The sequence below is a fragment of the Pseudomonas sp. MDV22-iso1 genome (assembly GCF_058145095.1).
Window position 1 is genome coordinate 14,345 of record NZ_JBYVMF010000035.1, and the last position, 16,402, is coordinate 30,746.

The 16,402-nt window shown below is 60.5% G+C and carries 14 protein-coding genes and 1 other RNA gene; 7 read left to right on the top strand and 8 right to left on the bottom strand.

Features of this window, described 5'->3' with window-relative positions:
• The first annotated feature begins 75 nt into the window (after positions 1–75).
• The 6 genes from AC3ZVB_RS26705 to AC3ZVB_RS26730 all read left to right on the top strand — a co-directional run bounded on the left by AC3ZVB_RS26705 (position 76) and on the right by AC3ZVB_RS26730 (position 6,475).
• The gene (locus AC3ZVB_RS26705; RefSeq protein ID WP_490148210.1) at positions 76–2,526 is read left to right on the top strand and encodes a heavy metal translocating P-type ATPase; all 2,451 of its coding nucleotides are present in this window, start codon (positions 76–78) and stop codon (positions 2,524–2,526) included.
• A 25-nt stretch (positions 2,527–2,551) separates the two neighbouring features.
• Positions 2,552–2,770, top strand: coding sequence for a cbb3-type cytochrome oxidase assembly protein CcoS (gene ccoS / locus AC3ZVB_RS26710; protein WP_162441067.1), 219 nt, complete (start codon positions 2,552–2,554; stop codon positions 2,768–2,770).
• Positions 2,763–3,446, top strand: a complete 684-nt coding sequence (locus AC3ZVB_RS26715; protein ID WP_490148211.1) for a sulfite exporter TauE/SafE family protein — start codon at positions 2,763–2,765, stop codon at positions 3,444–3,446. Before ccoS ends, AC3ZVB_RS26715 begins: the two co-directional genes overlap by 8 nt.
• Positions 3,447–3,636: 190 nt before the next feature.
• Positions 3,637–5,019 (top strand): oxygen-independent coproporphyrinogen III oxidase, encoded by a 1,383-nt coding sequence (hemN, locus tag AC3ZVB_RS26720; RefSeq protein WP_162441068.1) that lies wholly within the window; start codon positions 3,637–3,639, stop codon positions 5,017–5,019.
• Between the two features lie 94 nt (positions 5,020–5,113).
• On the top strand, positions 5,114–5,848 hold the full coding sequence (gene fnr, locus AC3ZVB_RS26725; protein ID WP_162441065.1) for a fumarate/nitrate reduction transcriptional regulator Fnr: 735 nt from the start codon (positions 5,114–5,116) through the stop codon (positions 5,846–5,848).
• Between the two features lie 78 nt (positions 5,849–5,926).
• Positions 5,927–6,475, top strand: a complete 549-nt coding sequence (locus tag AC3ZVB_RS26730) for an adenine phosphoribosyltransferase (RefSeq protein WP_490148212.1) — start codon at positions 5,927–5,929, stop codon at positions 6,473–6,475.
• A gap of 156 nt (positions 6,476–6,631) precedes the next feature.
• Here the strand turns inward: AC3ZVB_RS26730 and AC3ZVB_RS26735 are convergent, their stop codons facing one another.
• The 5 genes from AC3ZVB_RS26735 to dnaX form a co-directional block, all read right to left on the bottom strand.
• The gene (locus tag AC3ZVB_RS26735; protein WP_490148213.1) at positions 6,632–7,780 is read right to left on the bottom strand and encodes an acyl-CoA dehydrogenase family protein; all 1,149 of its coding nucleotides are present in this window, start codon (positions 7,778–7,780) and stop codon (positions 6,632–6,634) included.
• A 183-nt stretch (positions 7,781–7,963) separates the two neighbouring features.
• Entirely contained in the window at positions 7,964–8,566 is a 603-nt protein-coding gene (gene recR / locus AC3ZVB_RS26740; RefSeq protein WP_162441063.1) for a recombination mediator RecR, read from the bottom strand.
• A gap of 65 nt (positions 8,567–8,631) precedes the next feature.
• Positions 8,632–9,666 (bottom strand): NADP-dependent oxidoreductase, encoded by a 1,035-nt coding sequence (locus AC3ZVB_RS26745; RefSeq protein ID WP_162441062.1) that lies wholly within the window; start codon positions 9,664–9,666, stop codon positions 8,632–8,634.
• A 258-nt stretch (positions 9,667–9,924) separates the two neighbouring features.
• Positions 9,925–10,263, bottom strand: coding sequence for a YbaB/EbfC family nucleoid-associated protein (locus tag AC3ZVB_RS26750; protein ID WP_162441061.1), 339 nt, complete (start codon positions 10,261–10,263; stop codon positions 9,925–9,927).
• Between the two features lie 67 nt (positions 10,264–10,330).
• On the bottom strand, positions 10,331–12,400 hold the full coding sequence (gene dnaX, locus AC3ZVB_RS26755) for a DNA polymerase III subunit gamma/tau (RefSeq protein WP_490148214.1): 2,070 nt from the start codon (positions 12,398–12,400) through the stop codon (positions 10,331–10,333).
• A gap of 143 nt (positions 12,401–12,543) precedes the next feature.
• Here dnaX and AC3ZVB_RS26760 point away from each other — a divergent pair, with 143 nt between their 5' ends.
• Positions 12,544–13,281 (top strand): substrate-binding periplasmic protein, encoded by a 738-nt coding sequence (locus tag AC3ZVB_RS26760; RefSeq protein WP_490148215.1) that lies wholly within the window; start codon positions 12,544–12,546, stop codon positions 13,279–13,281.
• Positions 13,282–13,402: 121 nt separating this feature from the next.
• On the opposite strand, the gene ffs is transcribed toward AC3ZVB_RS26760, so the two are convergent.
• The 3 genes from ffs to AC3ZVB_RS26775 all read right to left on the bottom strand — a co-directional run bounded on the left by ffs (position 13,403) and on the right by AC3ZVB_RS26775 (position 16,326).
• An RNA gene (gene ffs, locus AC3ZVB_RS26765) (signal recognition particle sRNA small type) lies at positions 13,403–13,499 on the bottom strand.
• A gap of 351 nt (positions 13,500–13,850) precedes the next feature.
• A complete protein-coding gene (locus AC3ZVB_RS26770; protein ID WP_490148216.1) occupies positions 13,851–15,017 on the bottom strand; it encodes a zinc-binding metallopeptidase family protein in 1,167 nt (388 codons plus the stop codon).
• 169 nt (positions 15,018–15,186) lie between these two features.
• A complete protein-coding gene (locus tag AC3ZVB_RS26775) occupies positions 15,187–16,326 on the bottom strand; it encodes an IS110 family RNA-guided transposase (protein ID WP_490148217.1) in 1,140 nt (379 codons plus the stop codon).
• Positions 16,327–16,402 lie beyond the last annotated feature (76 nt).

Sequence of the window (16,402 nt, forward strand, 5' to 3'; positions counted from 1 at the left end):
CAGCCGAACGGGGATGAATCCCCTCGCCACAGAACCTGGCCCGGTTTTAACACTATTGTTTTCATGGCCACTTAGATGACCACCCAACTGTCCTGCTACCACTGCGCCCTGCCCGTCCCGGCCGGCAGCCGCTTCACCGCTGCCGTCCTCGGGGAAACCCGCGAGTTCTGCTGCCCGGGTTGCCAGGCCGTGGCCGAAGCTATCGTAGCCGGGGGACTGGAAAGCTATTACCAGCATCGCAGCGAAGCCTCGGCCAACCCCGAAGCCTTGCCGGTGCAACTGGTCGATGAACTGGCGCTCTACGATCGCGCCGACGTGCAAAAACCTTTCGTGCGCCATGACGGCGATCTAGCCGAAACCACCCTGCTGATGGAAGGCATCAGCTGCGCGGCGTGCGGCTGGCTGATCGAGAAACACCTGCGCGCCCTGCCAGCCGTCGCCGAAGCCCGTCTCAACCTGTCGAACCATCGCCTGCATGTACGCTGGGCCGATGCACAACTGCCGCTGAGCCAGGTGCTCAGTGAATTGCGCCACATCGGTTACGCCGCCCACCCCTATCAAGCCGACCGCGCCAGCGAACAACTGGCCAGCGAAAATCGCCTGGCCTTGCGCCAACTTGGCGTCGCCGGTCTGCTGTGGTTCCAGGCGATGATGGCGACCATGGCCACCTGGCCGGAATTCAACATCGACCTCAGCCCCGAGTTGCACACCATCCTGCGCTGGGTCGCGTTGTTCCTCACCACACCGATCGTGTTCTACAGCTGCGCGCCGTTCTTCAAGGGCGCCATGCGCGACCTGCGGACCCGCCACCTGACCATGGACGTCTCGGTCTCCCTGGCCATCGGCAGCGCCTACCTTGCCGGGATCTGGACCTCCATAACCGGCGTCGGTGAACTGTATTTTGATGCGGTCGGCATGTTCGCCCTGTTCCTGCTGGCCGGACGCTATCTGGAGCGGCGCGCCCGAGAACGCACGGCCGCGGCCACCGCTCAACTCGTGAACCTGCTGCCCGCCTCCTGCCTGAGGCTCAGCGCCGACGGCCAAAGCGAGCGCATCCTGCTCAGTGAACTACGGGTCGGCGATCAGGTTCTGGTGCATCCCGGAGCGATCCTGCCGGCCGATGGCAAGATTCTCGATGGTCAGTCGAGTGTCGACGAGTCCCTGCTGACCGGCGAATACCTGCCACAGCCACGCACCCAGGGCGATGCGGTGACGGCTGGCACGCTGAACGTCGAAGGCGCGTTGACGGTTCAAGTCCTGGCGCTGGGCCAGGACACGCGCCTCTCCGCCATCGTCCGACTGCTGGACCGCGCCCAGGCCGAAAAACCGCGTCTGGCAGAAATTGCCGACCGTGCCGCGCAATGGTTTCTGTTGTTGTCGCTGATTGCCGTCGCCGTCATCGGCCTGGTGTGGTGGGAGCTCGATCCGTCGCGGGCGTTCTGGATTGTCTTGGCGATGCTCGTCGCGACCTGCCCGTGCGCCCTCTCGCTGGCAACGCCAACTGCGCTCACCGCCGCCACCGGCACACTGCACAAACTGGGCCTGCTGTTGACGCGCGGCCACGTGCTGGAAGGCTTGAACCAGATCGACACGGTGATCTTCGACAAGACCGGCACCCTGACTGAAGGTCGCCTGGCGTTGCGGTCGATCCGCCCCCTCGGCCCACTCGACAGCGATCAATGCCTGGGCCTGGCCGCCGCGCTGGAAAACCGCTCCGAACACCCGATCGCCCGAGCTTTTGGCCGGGCACCGCTGGCTGCCGAAGAGGTGCACAGCACGCCGGGACTTGGCCTCGAAGGCCTGGTGGGTGAACAGCGCCTGCGCATCGGCCAGCCGGGATTTGTGTGTGAACTCAGTGGCGCCGCCGTACCCGTCATGCCCGATGAAGCCGGCCAATGGCTATTGCTCGGCGACCGTCACGGTCCTTTGGCCTGGTTTGTACTCGACGACCGCTTGCGCGCCGACGCCCCGGCGTTGCTGGCCGCGTGCAAGGCCCGTGGCTGGCGCACGCTGTTGCTGTCCGGCGACAGCTCGCCCATGGTCGCCAGCGTTGCCGCCGAACTGGGCATCGATGAAGCCCGTGGCGGCTTGCGGCCGGACGACAAACTTCAAGTCCTGCGACAACTGCACAAGGAAGGCCGCAAAGTGTTGATGCTCGGAGACGGGGTCAACGATGTGCCGGTACTCGCTGCGGCGGACATCAGCGTCGCCATGGGATCGGCGACCGATCTGGCAAAAACCAGCGCGGATGCGGTGCTGCTGTCGAACCGTCTGGATGCCCTGGTACAGGCCTTCAGCCTCGCTCGGCGAACCCGTCGGGTGATCATCGAGAATCTATTGTGGTCCGGGTTGTACAATGGCCTCATGTTGCCGTTCGCCGCCCTCGGCTGGATCACGCCGGTATGGGCCGCGATCGGCATGTCCATCAGTTCGTTGACCGTGGTGCTGAACGCGTTGCGCCTGACTCGCCTGCCGAGTACGCCGACCGTCCGTGCCACGCCAGAAACCCGCCCGCTGCCGGCCTGAGCCGCGCGGGCATGGAGTTGAACCCATGCCAGCCTTATACGTGATGATCCCGGCCGCGCTGCTGATCGTGGGCATCGCGATTTACATCTTCTTCTGGGCAGTCGACAGCGGTCAGTACGACGACCTCGACGGCCCGGCCCACAGTATTTTGTTCGACGACCAGGACCCTAAGCACCAGGCTGCCGTCGACGAAATCAGCGGCCACCCGGCCAAACCGGAAGACAAGGCACCGCCCCATGCTTGATTTGGCGCCACTGCTGGTGTCTGCGGTCATTCTGGGTCTGCTCGGTGGCGGGCATTGCCTGGGCATGTGTGGCGGCCTGATGGGCGCGTTGACCCTGGCCATTCCCAAGGAGCAACGCAGCCGACGCTTCCGGCTGTTGCTGGCGTATAACCTCGGACGCATCCTCAGCTACGCAACGGCCGGCTTGCTCATCGGCCTGGCGGGCTGGGCAGTCGCCAACAGTCCGGCGGCGATGTTCATGCGGGTCATTGCCGGGTTGTTGCTGATCGCCATGGGGCTGTACCTGGCGGGCTGGTGGAGCGGGCTGACACGCATTGAAAGCCTCGGTCGCGGCCTGTGGCGGCATATCCAGCCGGTTGCCAACAAACTGCTGCCGGTGTCGAGCCTGCCCCGGGCATTGCTGCTGGGCGCGCTGTGGGGCTGGCTGCCGTGCGGTCTGGTTTACAGCACGCTGTTGTGGGCGGCGAGCCAGGGCAATGCGCTGGACAGTGCATTGCTGATGCTCGCGTTCGGGCTCGGCACCTGGCCCGTACTGCTCGCCACGGGGCTGGCAGCCGAACGGGTAACGGCACTGTTACGTAAACGCAGCGTGCGCATGACCGGCGGATTACTGGTGATACTGTTCGGCCTGTGGACGTTGCCCGGACCGCATCAGCACTGGCTCATGGGCCACTGACCCTGCAGCATCGACAGCTGCTAAAGGTCGGTGTTCCCCGTACAAAAATTCCTGTGGGAGCCGAGCTTGCTCGCGATGGGGCCATCACCTGCGACTCACATCCCCGACCTTGATGCAAATCAAGATGCCCCAACGCCTCGCCCCCTAGACTCGCCAACACTGCCAGCCTATCCGGGGGAATGCCCGCATGATGCTCGACGCCATTCGTTGGGACACCGATCTGATCCGCCGTTATGACCTGGCGGGACCGCGCTACACCTCTTATCCGACCGCTGTGCAATTCGACGGGCTGGTCGGTACGTTCGACCTGTTCCATGCACTGCGCGAAAGCCGCAAAGCCCTGCGCCCCTTGTCGGTGTATGTGCACGTGCCGTTTTGCGCAAACATCTGCTACTACTGCGCCTGCAACAAAGTCATCACCAAGGATCGCGGGCGAGCCCAGCCTTATTTGCAGCGTCTGGAGCAGGAAATCCAGCTGATTGCGTGTCACCTCGACCCGGCGCAAAAGGTCGAGCAATTGCACTTCGGCGGCGGCACGCCGACTTTTCTCAGTCATGACGAGCTGCGCCAATTGATGGCGCACCTGCGCAAATACTTCAATTTGCTGGACGACGATTCCGGTGACTACGGGATTGAAATCGACCCGCGCGAAGCCGACTGGTCCACCATGGGACTGCTGCGCGAATTGGGCTTCAACCGCGTCAGCATTGGCGTGCAAGACCTCGATCCCGCCGTGCAGCGAGCGGTGAATCGCCTGCAAAGCCTGGAAGAGACCCGCGCGGTCATCGACGCGGCGCGCACTCTGCTGTTTCGCTCGATCAACATCGACCTGATTTACGGCTTGCCGAAGCAGACGCCGGAAAACTTTGCCCGTACCGTTGAAGAAGTCATCGCACTGCAGCCCGATCGTCTCTCAGTATTCAACTACGCGCATTTGCCCGAACGCTTCATGCCACAACGGCGAATCAACAGTGACGAACTGCCGACACCGGCACAGAAGCTGGAAATGCTGCAGCGCACGATCGAACAACTGACCGCTGCCGGTTATCGCTACATCGGCATGGATCACTTCGCCCTGCCCGACGACGAGCTGGCGATTGCCCAGGAAGAATCGACCCTGCAACGCAACTTTCAGGGCTATACCACCCACGGTCACTGCGATTTGATTGGCCTGGGCGTCTCGGCCATCAGTCAGATCGGCGACCTGTACTGCCAGAACAGCAGCGATCTCAATCAGTACCAGAACGCCCTCGCCTCTTCTCAACTGGCCACCAATCGCGGCCTGGTGTGCAATGCCGATGACCGTGTACGCCGCGCCGTCATCCAGCAACTGATCTGCACGTTCAACCTGGAGTTTTCCGACATAGAGCGGTCGTTCAACATTGATTTTCGTGGCTACTTCGGCGAACTCTGGCCGCAGCTGCAAGCCATGGCCAAGGACGGCTTGATCGAACTCGATAACGACAGGATCAACGTGCTTCCCGCTGGGCGATTGCTGGTGCGCTCGGTGTGCATGGTGTTCGACGCGTATCTGGAGCAGCAAAACCGCCAGCGATTTTCGCGAGTGATTTAACACCTGCGGCAAAATCGCCGCGGACTGGCTTGAATGTCCTCTCGTGAGTTACCCTTACGTCTTATGTGTGTTTTTTCCCACAAGGATTGAAGAAATGTCCGAGCCAGTTAAGCTGCGCGCTCATAACCAGGCCCATTGCAAGGATTGCAGCCTGGCACCTCTGTGCCTCCCACTTTCCCTGAATCTGGAAGACATGGATGCGCTGGACGACATCGTTAAACGTGGCCGCCCGTTGAAAAAAGGCGAGTTCCTGTTTCGCCAGGGCGACACGTTCGATTCCGTTTATGCAGTCCGCTCCGGCGCCCTGAAGACCTTCAGCCTGAGCGATGGCGGCGAAGAGCAACTTACCGGTTTCCACTTGCCGAGCGAACTGGTCGGCCTGTCGGGCATGGACACCGAAAAATACCCGGTTTCGGCACAAGCCATGGAAACCACCTCGGTGTGCGAAATCCCGTTCGATCGCCTCGACGAATTGTCGGTGCAATTGCCGCAGCTGCGCCGCCAGCTAATGCGCGTGATGAGCCGCGAAATCCGCGACGATCAACAAATGATGCTGCTGCTGTCGAAGAAAACCGCAGACGAGCGCATCGCCACGTTCCTGGTCAACCTCTCGGCCCGTTTCCGTGCCCGGGGTTTTTCGGCCAACCAGTTCCGCTTGAGCATGTCGCGCAACGAAATCGGCAATTATCTGGGTCTGGCGGTGGAAACCGTGTCCCGGGTGTTCACGCGCTTCCAGCAAAACGAGCTGATCGCCGCTGAAGGCAAGGAAATCCACATCCTGGACCCAATCCAGCTGTGCGCGTTGGCCGGCGGCTCACTCGACGGCTGATTCAGCGATGGCGGCTGAGCGAAACGGTTCAGCCGCCGTTATACTGCGACGTTTGCAGCCTGCCAGGACACCTCGACGATGGTCTTCGACTCCTTCGACATCAAATCCCTGATTCGCCCCGTGATCGACTTCCCGAAGCCGGGCGTTATCTTTCGTGACATCACCCCGCTGTTTCAGTCGCCGACGGCCTTGCGCCTGGTGATGGACAGCTTCGCCCACCGTTATGTCGAGGCCGATTTCACGCACATCGGTGCGATGGACGCGCGCGGCTTCCTGATTGGCTCGGTACTGGCCTATCAGTTGAACAAGCCGCTGGTGTTGTTTCGCAAGCAAGGCAAACTGCCTGCTGACGTGCTGGCCGAAGGTTATGCGACCGAGTACGGCGAAGCGTTTCTGGAAGTGCACGCGGACAGCCTGTGCGAGGGCGATTCGGTGGTGATGTTCGATGACTTGATCGCCACCGGCGGCACCCTGATTGCAGCGACGAACCTGATTCGTCGCATGGGCGCCCGGGTGCATGAAGCGGCGGCGATTATTGACCTGCCGGAGCTGGGTGGATCGCAGCGCCTGGAAGACATGGGTATTCCCACTTTTTGCCTGACGCAGTTTGCGTTGACGGATAAGTAAGCGGCGGCCTCAAGGGCCTCATCGCGAGCAGGCTCACTCCTACAATTGATTCGTGTCGTAACCGGGTTTCGTGTACGACAGCAATTCAATGTAGGAGTGAGCCTGTTCTGGGCGGCATTCCGACGATAGCGTCAGCCGCAACACCACAAATGCCCCTCAAAGCCCCATCTGTTTACTGATAATCTCGTTCATCACTTCCCGCGTTCCCCCACCGATCGACAGAATCCGGTTATCCCGATACAACCGTTCCACCAGACTGTCACGCATGTACCCCATCCCCCCCAGAATCTGCACCGCATCGTTGGTAATGCGATCCGCCGTGTCGGTTGCGAAATTCTTGGCCATGGAAATTTCTTTGATCACACTCTTCCCCGCCGCCATTTTCGCCGCCTGGCGGTAGGTGAATTCCCGGGAGACTTCCAGTGCCGTGGCCATTTCAGCGAGGCGGTGCTTGAGCACCTGGAATTTGCCGATGGGTTTGCCGAACGCCTCGCGCTGACGGGCCCATTTCAGGCTCTCCTCCAGGGCTAGCTGTGCGGTCATGTTGGCCATCAATGCCAAGGCAAGGCGCTCACTTTGAAAATTGCCCATGATGCAGGCAAAGCCCATGTTCTCGGCACCGATCAAATTTCCTACCGGTATGTGGCAATCGTCGAAGAACAGCTCGGCCGTGTCTGACGCCCACCAGCCCATTTTCTTGAGCTGTCGACCCACCGTGAAACCGGGGGTGCCTTTTTCGATCAGCAGCAGGCTGATACCACCGAAACCGGGGTCGCCCGTGCGCACCGCGACGGTATAAAAGTCCGCGCGCACGCCACTGGTGATAAAGGTTTTACTGCCGCTGACCCGATAAAAATCGCCGTCGCGGACAGCGCGGGTTTTCAGGTTCGCGACGTCGGAGCCACCGCTGGGCTCGGTGACGGCCAGGGCGCTGATCTTTTCCCCGGTCAGCACCTGCGGCACCACGCGATCACGCACTTCAGGCCTGGCCCACTTGAGAATCGGCGGCAGACCGATGTCCAGCGAGCCGAGCCCCGCCACCAATCCTCCGGAGCCGCAACGCATCAACTCTTCACTGGCAGCGATTTTGGCGAACAGATCGCCTTCATGGGAGCCGCCCAACGACTCGGGATAACCGATCCCTAATATCCCGGCTGCACCGGCCTTGAGGTAGAGCTCCCGGGGAAAGCTTTCGGCTTCTTCCCATTGGTCGATGTCCGGGAGAATCTCACGCTCGACGAATCGTCTGACGCTGTCACGAACCAATTGGTGGCTGGGATCGAAGTATTCCTGAAAGGCAGGCATCGGCGAACTCCACTGAAGGTTCAGCGAAGTTAACCGAGCGCTTGCTTGGTTTTCAACAGGAATGTGCGATTCAGATGGACCGAGGTGTTTGCATCGCTAGCAGGCTAGCTCCCACAGGGATTTTGTGAGCACCCTAATTCCTATGTGGGAGCTAGCCTGCTAGCGATGGCGTCAGTACAAGCACTACAAAGCGATCGGCTTACGCCCGGCAAACGAATGCGCCAGCGTCCCGCCGTCCACCAGCTCCAGCTCCCCACCCAACGGCACGCCGTGGGCAATCCGCGAAGCGATCAGACCCTTGTTGCTGAGGAGTTGGGCAATGTAGTGCGCCGTGGCCTCACCTTCCACCGTCGGGTTGGTGGCCAGGATGACTTCGGTAAATGTGCCGGCCTCTTCGATGCGCGCCAGCAGCTGGGGAATCCCGATGGCCTCTGGCCCCAGTCCATCGAGAGGCGACAGGTGGCCCTTGAGCACGAAATAGCGCCCCCGGAAACCGGTCTGTTCTACCGCGTAAACATCCATCGGCCCTTCCACCACACAGAGCAAGGTGTCGTCACGACGGGTGTCGGCGCATTGCGGGCACAAGTCTTCTTCAGTCAACGTGCGGCACATCCGGCAGTGACCGACCCCTTCCATGGCCTGGCTGAGGGCCAGGGCCAGTCGCGAGCCGCCGCTGCGATCACGCTCGAGCAACTGCAACGCCATGCGCTGGGCGGTTTTCTGACCCACACCCGGCAACGTTCGCAGGGCATCGATCAGTTGGCGAATCAAAGGGCTGAAGCTCATGGGGAAACGTCCGACAAATCAACGAGACGCGGTTTATACCCGCGCCTCTCTTTAGCGTCAATTACTCAGTCTTGGGCAACCCGTACGACCAGTTTGCCGAAGTTGCGTCCTTCCAGGAGGCCGATGAACGCCTCGGGGGCGTTTTCCAGGCCATCGACCACGTCTTCGCGGAATTTCACCTTCCCATCACGGACCCACGGCGCCATGGCGCTTACGAATTCCGGCTGGCGATCACCGTAGTCGTCAAACACGATGAAACCCTGAATACGCACTCGCTTGGTCAGCAGCGTGCGCTGCAACTGCGGCAGGCGATCCGGGCCAGTGGGCGCTTCATGGGCGTTGTAGCCGGCAATCAGACCGCAAAGAGGTATCCGCGCCTTTGCATTCAGCAGCGGCAGCACGGCATCGAACACTTTGCCACCGACGTTTTCGTAGTAGATGTCGACGCCTTTGGGGCACGCCAGGGCCAGCTCATGGGAGAAGTTCTCGGCCTTGTGGTCGATGCAGGCGTCGAACCCCAGCTCTTCGACCACATACCGGCACTTCTCTGCGCCGCCGGCCACACCGACCACGCGCAAGCCTTTGATCTTCGCTACCTGGCCGACCACGGAACCGACAGCACCCGACGCGGCGGCAACCACCAGCGTCTCGCCGGCTTGTGGTTGGCCGATGTCCATCAGGCCCATGTAGGCAGTCATTCCGGGCATGCCGAGCACACCCAGCGCCATCGACGGACTCGGCAGCCCGGACGGCACCGGAATGACATTGCGCCCGTCGCTGATGCTGTGGCTTTGCCAGCCCGTCGCGCCAACCACCAGATCACCTTCATGGAATTTCGGATTGCGGGAGCGCTCGACCCGGCTGACAGCGCCACCGGTCATGACCTCGTCGATTTCGACCGGAGCGGCGTAGGAAGGCGCGTCACTCATGCGTCCGCGCATGTAAGGATCAAGCGACAGGTAGAGGGTCTTGAGCAGCAGCTGACCGTCGGCCAGGTCGGGCAACGCCTCGCGCTCCAGGCGAAAATTCTCCGGCGTCGGCGCGCCTACCGGGCGTGACGCCAGGACGATACGTTGGTTGAGGGTCAATGCGTCTGGCATGTGAGCGTCTCCTTGATCGTGAATTTGGGGGTATAGGGAGCAGACCGTTGTGGCGGTGTGGCGTTCGATGTTTCTGCCCGAGACCGGGTCGACTTCATCGCGAGCAGGCTCACTCCCACATTGGAACCCGGTCACCTGTGGGAGTGAGCCTGCTCGCGATTACGGCGTCATGGACACCGAATCTCATCAGGCAGAAACAAAAATGCCAGGCGCGGTGCCTGGCATTTTTTTGTAGCCCATCTGACGCGTTTTGGCGAATCAGAATGGCAGTTTCATTCCCGGCGGCAGTTGCATGCCAGCGGTCACGCCGGACATTTTGTCCTGGCTATTGGCTTCGATCTTGCGGACGGCGTCGTTGACGGCGGCGGCGAAAACAGCCTCCAGCATCTCCCGGTCGTCTTCGCTCAGGCCTTCAACCATGCTTGGGTCGATGGTCACGCGCTTCACGTCGTGACGACCGGTCATGACCACGGTGACCATATCGCCACCGGCTTTGCCGGTGACTTCGGCGTTGGCCAGCTCTTCCTGCATCTTGGCCATTTTTTCCTGCATCTGCTGCGCCTGCTTCATCAGGCCGGCCATGCCACCTTTCATCATGGGAATCACCTCAAAAGTACTTGGATAAAAACGGCGCCCGACGCTTGCGGCCGAACACCTTCAGTTATTAGCCCTGACTGACCAGGGCTTCGACAGGTTCAATAGTATCGTTACGGATGACCGCACCGAACTGCTGCATCATTTGCTGGATGAACGGATCACCGTGGATCGACTCCTCCGCCTCGCGCTGACGGTTGACCCGGCGCCGGGACGCAGCCTGAGCAGGGGTTTCCTGCTCAGGCTTGATCAATTCCATGCTCAGGGACAGCGTACGCCCGTGGTACTGGTTCAATGCATCGTTGAGACGGCGCTGCTGGGTCGCGTTGAACAAGGCGCTGTGGGCCGGGTCCAGGTGCATCAGCCAGTGGTCGCCCTCGATCGAAATCAACGTGCAGTTGGCGGCGATGCTGCCCGTCATGCCGGAGATCGGCAATTTCGGGAACAGCTCAAGCCATTGCAGGGCCAGGCCGGTGGCCGGCATGGCCGCCGGTTCTGGCTCGGGCTCCGGTGCAGGCTCGGCGGCATGTTCGCTGGCCAGTTCGTCGAGGTAGCTGTAGGCCGAATCGATGTCCGGCTCGATGTAGTCTTCGTCCAGTGGCGGCTCGTCATCGAGGTCCACGCCCGGCGTGGCAGCATCGACTTGCGCCACGGTGGGCTCAGGAATCGGTGCAGCCGCCCATTCAGGCGCGTCCGGCACAACGCTGTCGGGCGTCGGCAGGGGCATCGGCGGCAGTTCGGGCTGCTCGCTGGCAGTATCCAGCATGGGCTCGACAGCGGGCTGCTGAATGACTTCAGGTTCGACCGGGTCATTCCAGGGCAGGTCGACGACCGGTTCGACCGCTACAGGCTCGACCACCGGCTCAGGCTCGACGACGGGCGCAACGGGCTGAGGAACGGGCACTGGCGCAGCAACAGGCGCCGGGATGACCGGTGCAACTGCCGTAGCGACTACCGGCGCAACAACCGGCGCGGCAGCCACTGAATTTGCGGAATCAACTGTGGCCTGGCTGATCCCCACTGGCTTTAGCGGTTGCCTCGGGGCGTCCGCCGTGTCCGCCGGCCGGAAGGCGAGCATTCGCAGCAGGACCATTTCGAAGCCGCCACGAGGGTCCGGCGCCAGCGGTAGATCGCGACGACCGATCAGGCCCATCTGGTAGTAGAACTGCACGTCTTCAGCCGGCAAGGCCTGGGCCAGGGCCAGCACCCGGTCGCGGTCGCCGTGACCGTTGTCGACACCCTCAGGCAAGGCCTGGGCAATCGCGACACGGTGCAGCACGTTGAGAATTTCCGAGAGCACGCCATTCCAGTCCGGACCTTGCTCGGCCAGGTGACGGACGGCTTCGAGTAACGCCTTGGCATCGCCTTCGATCAGCGAATGCAGAACGTCGAAGACCTGACCGTGGTCGAGAGTGCCGAGCATTGCCCGCACATCCGCCGCCATGACCTTGCCTTCACCGAAGGCAATGGCCTGATCGGTCAGGCTCATGGCATCGCGCATCGAACCGTCGGCGGCGCGACCCAGCAACCACAGGGCGTCGTCTTCAAACGGCACGTTCTCGACGCCCAGTACGTGGGTCAAATGCTCGACCACACGTTCCGGTGTCATGTTTTTCAGGGAGAACTGCAGGCACCGCGACAGAATCGTTGCAGGAAGTTTCTGCGGGTCGGTGGTCGCCAGGATGAACTTGACGTAGGGCGGCGGCTCTTCAAGGGTCTTCAGCAGCGCATTGAAGGAATGGCTGGAGAGCATGTGCACTTCGTCGATCAGGTAGACCTTGAAGCGCCCACGGCTTGGCGCGTATTGCACGTTGTCGAGCAGCTCGCGGGTGTCCTCGACCTTGGTCCGGCTCGCGGCGTCGATCTCGATCAGGTCGACGAAGCGACCTTCGTCGATCTCGCGGCACACCGAACACTCGCCGCACGGCGTCGAGGTGATGCCTGTTTCACAGTTCAGGCATTTGGCGATGATCCGCGCGATGGTGGTCTTGCCGACGCCGCGCGTACCGGTAAACAGGTAGGCGTGGTGCAGCCGCTGGCTGTCCAAGGCATTGATCAGAGCCTTGAGCACATGGGTCTGGCCGACCATTTCGCGGAACGAGCGCGGACGCCATTTACGTGCAAGAACCTGATAACTCATCGAAAACCGTCGCCACTGGGAAGCAGAAGCGGCTAATGCTAGCGGAGCAAGGCTAAAATTGCATCCGGTGTGCTCGTCTAATCTGGCTAAGATGCATTCAGGGAGCTTTCAAAGGCTCGGGATTCAGCCGTACCGGAGCGTTTATGCGGTGTGCCTTGGGGGCATTGTGCTTGATCAGTTTGAGTGGCGTAGCTGCAGAAGCGCCATTGCGCTTCGTGGTGCCCGATAGCTGGAGCATGCCGATGGTGCAATTCGAATCAGGGCGACCGACGCAGGGCATTTTGTACGACGTGATGTTGAGCCTGGCGACCCAAGTGGGTGTCCCTGCCGAATTTCATGTATTGCCCCGGGCGCGGGTGCAGAGCGCCATGGAGCACGGTGAGGTCGACGTGCGCTGCTATGCTGCGCAGTCCTGGCTGCCGAACCAGTCCGGCGATTACATCTGGAGCATCCCGCTCTGGGTTCAGCCTGACGTGCTGATCAGCCGGCCAGACCCGCTGACCGGGGTGATTCCGGCAGATCTGCCACGGCAATCCATCGGCACCGTCCGCAGCTACACCTACCCCACCCTGCAACCGTTGTTCGACGCGGATAAATTGCAGCGCGAAGACGCACGCAATCAGGAACAAGTGCTGGAAAAGCTCATGGCGGGTCGCTATCGCTACGCGGTGAGTAATCAGTGGGCACTGGACTGGTTCAACCAGCGCCTGCTGCCTGAGCGGCACCTGCAAAGCGTGGCATTGCTGCAGGAGCAGCGCGTGGGTTGCTACGTGCGCAACGACCCCAAGGTGCCTGTGCAACGAATTCTGCGTACGTTGGTGCGGATGAAAATGTCTGGGGAGATCGACGACATCATCCGCCTGTACATCGGCCAGCCTTAGCCCTGAAGTCAAAACCCGGACACAGCAAAAGGCCGCCTGGACAACACCCATGGCAGACACAGCATAAAAGTATTTTTTTCAGATAACGCGAGATGACTCTCGCGGGGCGTTATGGAGGCAACCCCACCAGCCACACCCCGGCACACAATGTTCCCGCTGTGGCTGCTTCCTTCCGGATCTGACCAGGTTCACGGGTAATCGTTGCGGGGGGACCGATGGGGTCACCATAACGACGCTCACCTGACGGCGAGCCGCGCCATTGTACCTATCTGAGACGAAGTTACAACCGTTCGAGCAGATTAAAAAATATGAGGCCGGTCAATGACATGCGCCATTGCCAAAATGTTTGACATTCGGTTAACGCAACACCCGGCACACAGAACACCTGTAGCAGCTGGCGAAGCCTGCGTCCGGCTGCGCAGCAGTCGTAAATCCGGTAAACACGGTTCTCCTGTTACACCGCAGTGTATGGTTTTACGACCGCTGCGCAGCCGAACGCAGGCTTCGCCAGCTGCTACAAGGATCGGTGGTGCTACAAGGATTGATGTTTTGCTTCGGGCCTGTAGTGGCTACAGAACCTGCACCACCTCATCCGCTTTGCCGCCCTCTTCCTGAATCACCAGGTGTATGAAGTGCAGCTTGGCGATCACTGCTGGCGGCAGGACGAACGGATAGAAATCCGGCTGACCCATGCTGCTCGACAACTCGTTGAGCATGCCCGCAAGCTCGATCCACGCGTTCACGAACGACAGGAACGCGGCGCCACCGGGGTGCTGTGGGTCATACAAGGTTTCGGGGGGAAACGGCTGGTAGTCGAAATCCATTTCCCGGGCGCTCATGCCAAACCCGAGGGCGGTGTCCACCGCGTCCATCATGTGCAGGTAGTGAGCCCAGGTCTCGGCCCAGTCTTCCCACGGATGCATGGTGGCATAGGCACTGACGGCATGTTGCTGCCAGTCCAGCGGCGCACCTTGCTGGTAATGGCGCTCCAGCGCATCGGCATAGCTCTGACGCTCATCACCGAACAGGCTTCTGAAAGGTTCCAGCCAGTGGCTGTTGGCGATCAAGCGGTCCCAGTAGTAATGCCCGACCTCATGACGAAAATGCCCGAGCAGCGTGCGATATGGCTCGTGCATCTGTACGCGGATTTTCTCGCGGTGGACATCGTCGGCTTCCTTGATGTCCAGGGTGATCAGACCGTTGGCGTGACCGGTAGTGGGTGGCGTGCCTTCGAGATCGACGCCGATGAAATCGAAAGCCAGTCCGGTCTCTTCGTCGACGGTCTTGGGAATCACCTGCAAACCGAGGCTGACCAGTTGAGCGACCAGACGACGCTTGGCCGTCTCGACCTTGCGCCAGCGCTCAGGGTTCTCGGGAATGGAGAGATCGGGGATGGTGTGGTTCAGGCTGCAGGCGATGCACAACGCATTGTGGTCATCCGCCGCCAGCAACCAGTTACAGGCGGCCGGGGAATCGAGGTTGGCACAGCGACGGAACAGCCCCGCGTCGGGCTCGGCGTCGAGGACCCAGGTATCGACTTGCGGCCCTGGTTGCAACGACGATAACCGGCTTTTCTCCGGCTGATACCCGAGCATTGCCGAACACGCCAGGCACTGGCTGTTGCGAAAGAACAGCGCCTGCCCGCAGCGACATTGCCACACCTTGCTGTTGCGCGAACTTTCACTGATGAAAGGCGCGGCGATGCGTGAGCTAAGTTGTTCGAAGAAGCGGTACATGGCGATCTCTCCCTGGGGCTTGCCAAGACTAGATCATTGCCGCGAGAAGATGGTTCCAACGCCATGCGTGGTGCAATCAAAAGATCGCAGCCTGCGGCAGCTCCTACAAAAGCGGAATCGCACCTTCCAACGAATTGCATACACATCCCTGTAGATACCGTCTTGAATCTCACTGAGCAAGCGCAAGTTTCGGGTCATATGGTTGGCCCGACTTGAGCACGCCGTAAACGAAATGCAGCAGTTTGCGCATCGCGGCACAGATGATCTGCTTGGGGGCCTTGCCGTTGGCCTTCAAGCGATCCTTCATGTCCATGATCGCCTTGTTATGCTTCAGTGCGACTAATCCGGGCATGTAAAGGCCTGCCCGCACGCGTGCGGAGCCAATCTTCGAGATCACGGTGCGGCCTTTGAGCAGCCCCGAGTCCTGCAGCTTGGGGTTCAACCCGGCAGCTGCGACCAGTTGGCGAGGATTGGCATATTTGCGCAAGTCACCCAGCTCGGCCAGCAGCCGCTCAAGTGTTTTCTGCCCGATACCGTCGATGGTCACGATCAAGTCGCGCATCTGGCGCATGTCCGGGTCATCATCGATGTGTTTTTTGATCGCCTTATGCGTTTCAGCGATCTCTTTTTCGATGTGACGTAGCACGGAATTGATCGAATTTTTGACCTTCTCATCAGACACATCGAGACGGTTGAGCTCCATTTTCTCCATTTCCTGAAGGTCATCCAGGCGGCGCACCATGGCTTTCAACTGGCGATACTTCAGCGGCTCCGGTGCCCAGAGCTGCAGCTTTTCATGTTTTTCTTTGGCGAAGTCGGCAATCAGCTTTGCATCGCTTTTATCGGTTTTGATCCGACGCAATTCGCTTTTTGCATACGCATTGGTCGTGGCTGGATTGACTACGCAAACCCTGTAGCCCTTGTTGTAGACGAACTCAGCGAGCTCCAAGTGATAGACGCTGGTGGCTTCCATCACGATCAGGGCAGAAGGCTCGACTTGCTTATGTAACCAGGCTTCAAACTCTTTGAAACCCTTGGTTTCGTTAGCCAGTTTGGCCTTGGTTTTGTGCTTGCCGTTTGGCGAATGTGTAGCGATATCAAAGGTGTTTTTTGCGACATCGACGCCGACGAAACTGGACATTACCGTCTCCCCAATTAGATCAATTTCGATCATCACTGCACTCTGTCCAACCTTGTGAATGCGGGCTCTCGCCAGAGACGGGCCCAAGATACCGTTCGAACTGTACGAGTGAGTGTGGAGGGTTGGAGCACAATCTACGTCACAGGCAAGAAGCCTAAGGAGCTGCACGGCTTCCAGATCCCTCCCTCGATGATCAGTCGAGAACTATCGCTCCTGATGGAGCGATAGTCGAGATACAAGGAGC

Coding starts and splice junctions, on each gene's coding strand:
- fnr (WP_162441065.1), top strand. CDS start 5,114: ATGTCCGAGCCAGTTAAGCTGCGCGCTCATAACCAGGCCCATTGCAAG.
- AC3ZVB_RS26735 (WP_490148213.1), bottom strand. CDS start 7,780: ATGCCTGCCTTTCAGGAATACTTCGATCCCAGCCACCAATTGGTTCGT.
- dnaX (WP_490148214.1), bottom strand. CDS start 12,400: ATGAGTTATCAGGTTCTTGCACGTAAATGGCGTCCGCGCTCGTTCCGC.
- ccoS (WP_162441067.1), top strand. CDS start 2,552: ATGCCAGCCTTATACGTGATGATCCCGGCCGCGCTGCTGATCGTGGGC.
- AC3ZVB_RS26730 (WP_490148212.1), top strand. CDS start 5,927: ATGGTCTTCGACTCCTTCGACATCAAATCCCTGATTCGCCCCGTGATC.
- AC3ZVB_RS26760 (WP_490148215.1), top strand. CDS start 12,544: ATGCGGTGTGCCTTGGGGGCATTGTGCTTGATCAGTTTGAGTGGCGTA.
- AC3ZVB_RS26715 (WP_490148211.1), top strand. CDS start 2,763: ATGCTTGATTTGGCGCCACTGCTGGTGTCTGCGGTCATTCTGGGTCTG.
- AC3ZVB_RS26705 (WP_490148210.1), top strand. CDS start 76: ATGACCACCCAACTGTCCTGCTACCACTGCGCCCTGCCCGTCCCGGCC.
- hemN (WP_162441068.1), top strand. CDS start 3,637: ATGCTCGACGCCATTCGTTGGGACACCGATCTGATCCGCCGTTATGAC.
- AC3ZVB_RS26770 (WP_490148216.1), bottom strand. CDS start 15,017: ATGTACCGCTTCTTCGAACAACTTAGCTCACGCATCGCCGCGCCTTTC.
- AC3ZVB_RS26750 (WP_162441061.1), bottom strand. CDS start 10,263: ATGATGAAAGGTGGCATGGCCGGCCTGATGAAGCAGGCGCAGCAGATG.
- recR (WP_162441063.1), bottom strand. CDS start 8,566: ATGAGCTTCAGCCCTTTGATTCGCCAACTGATCGATGCCCTGCGAACG.
- AC3ZVB_RS26745 (WP_162441062.1), bottom strand. CDS start 9,666: ATGCCAGACGCATTGACCCTCAACCAACGTATCGTCCTGGCGTCACGC.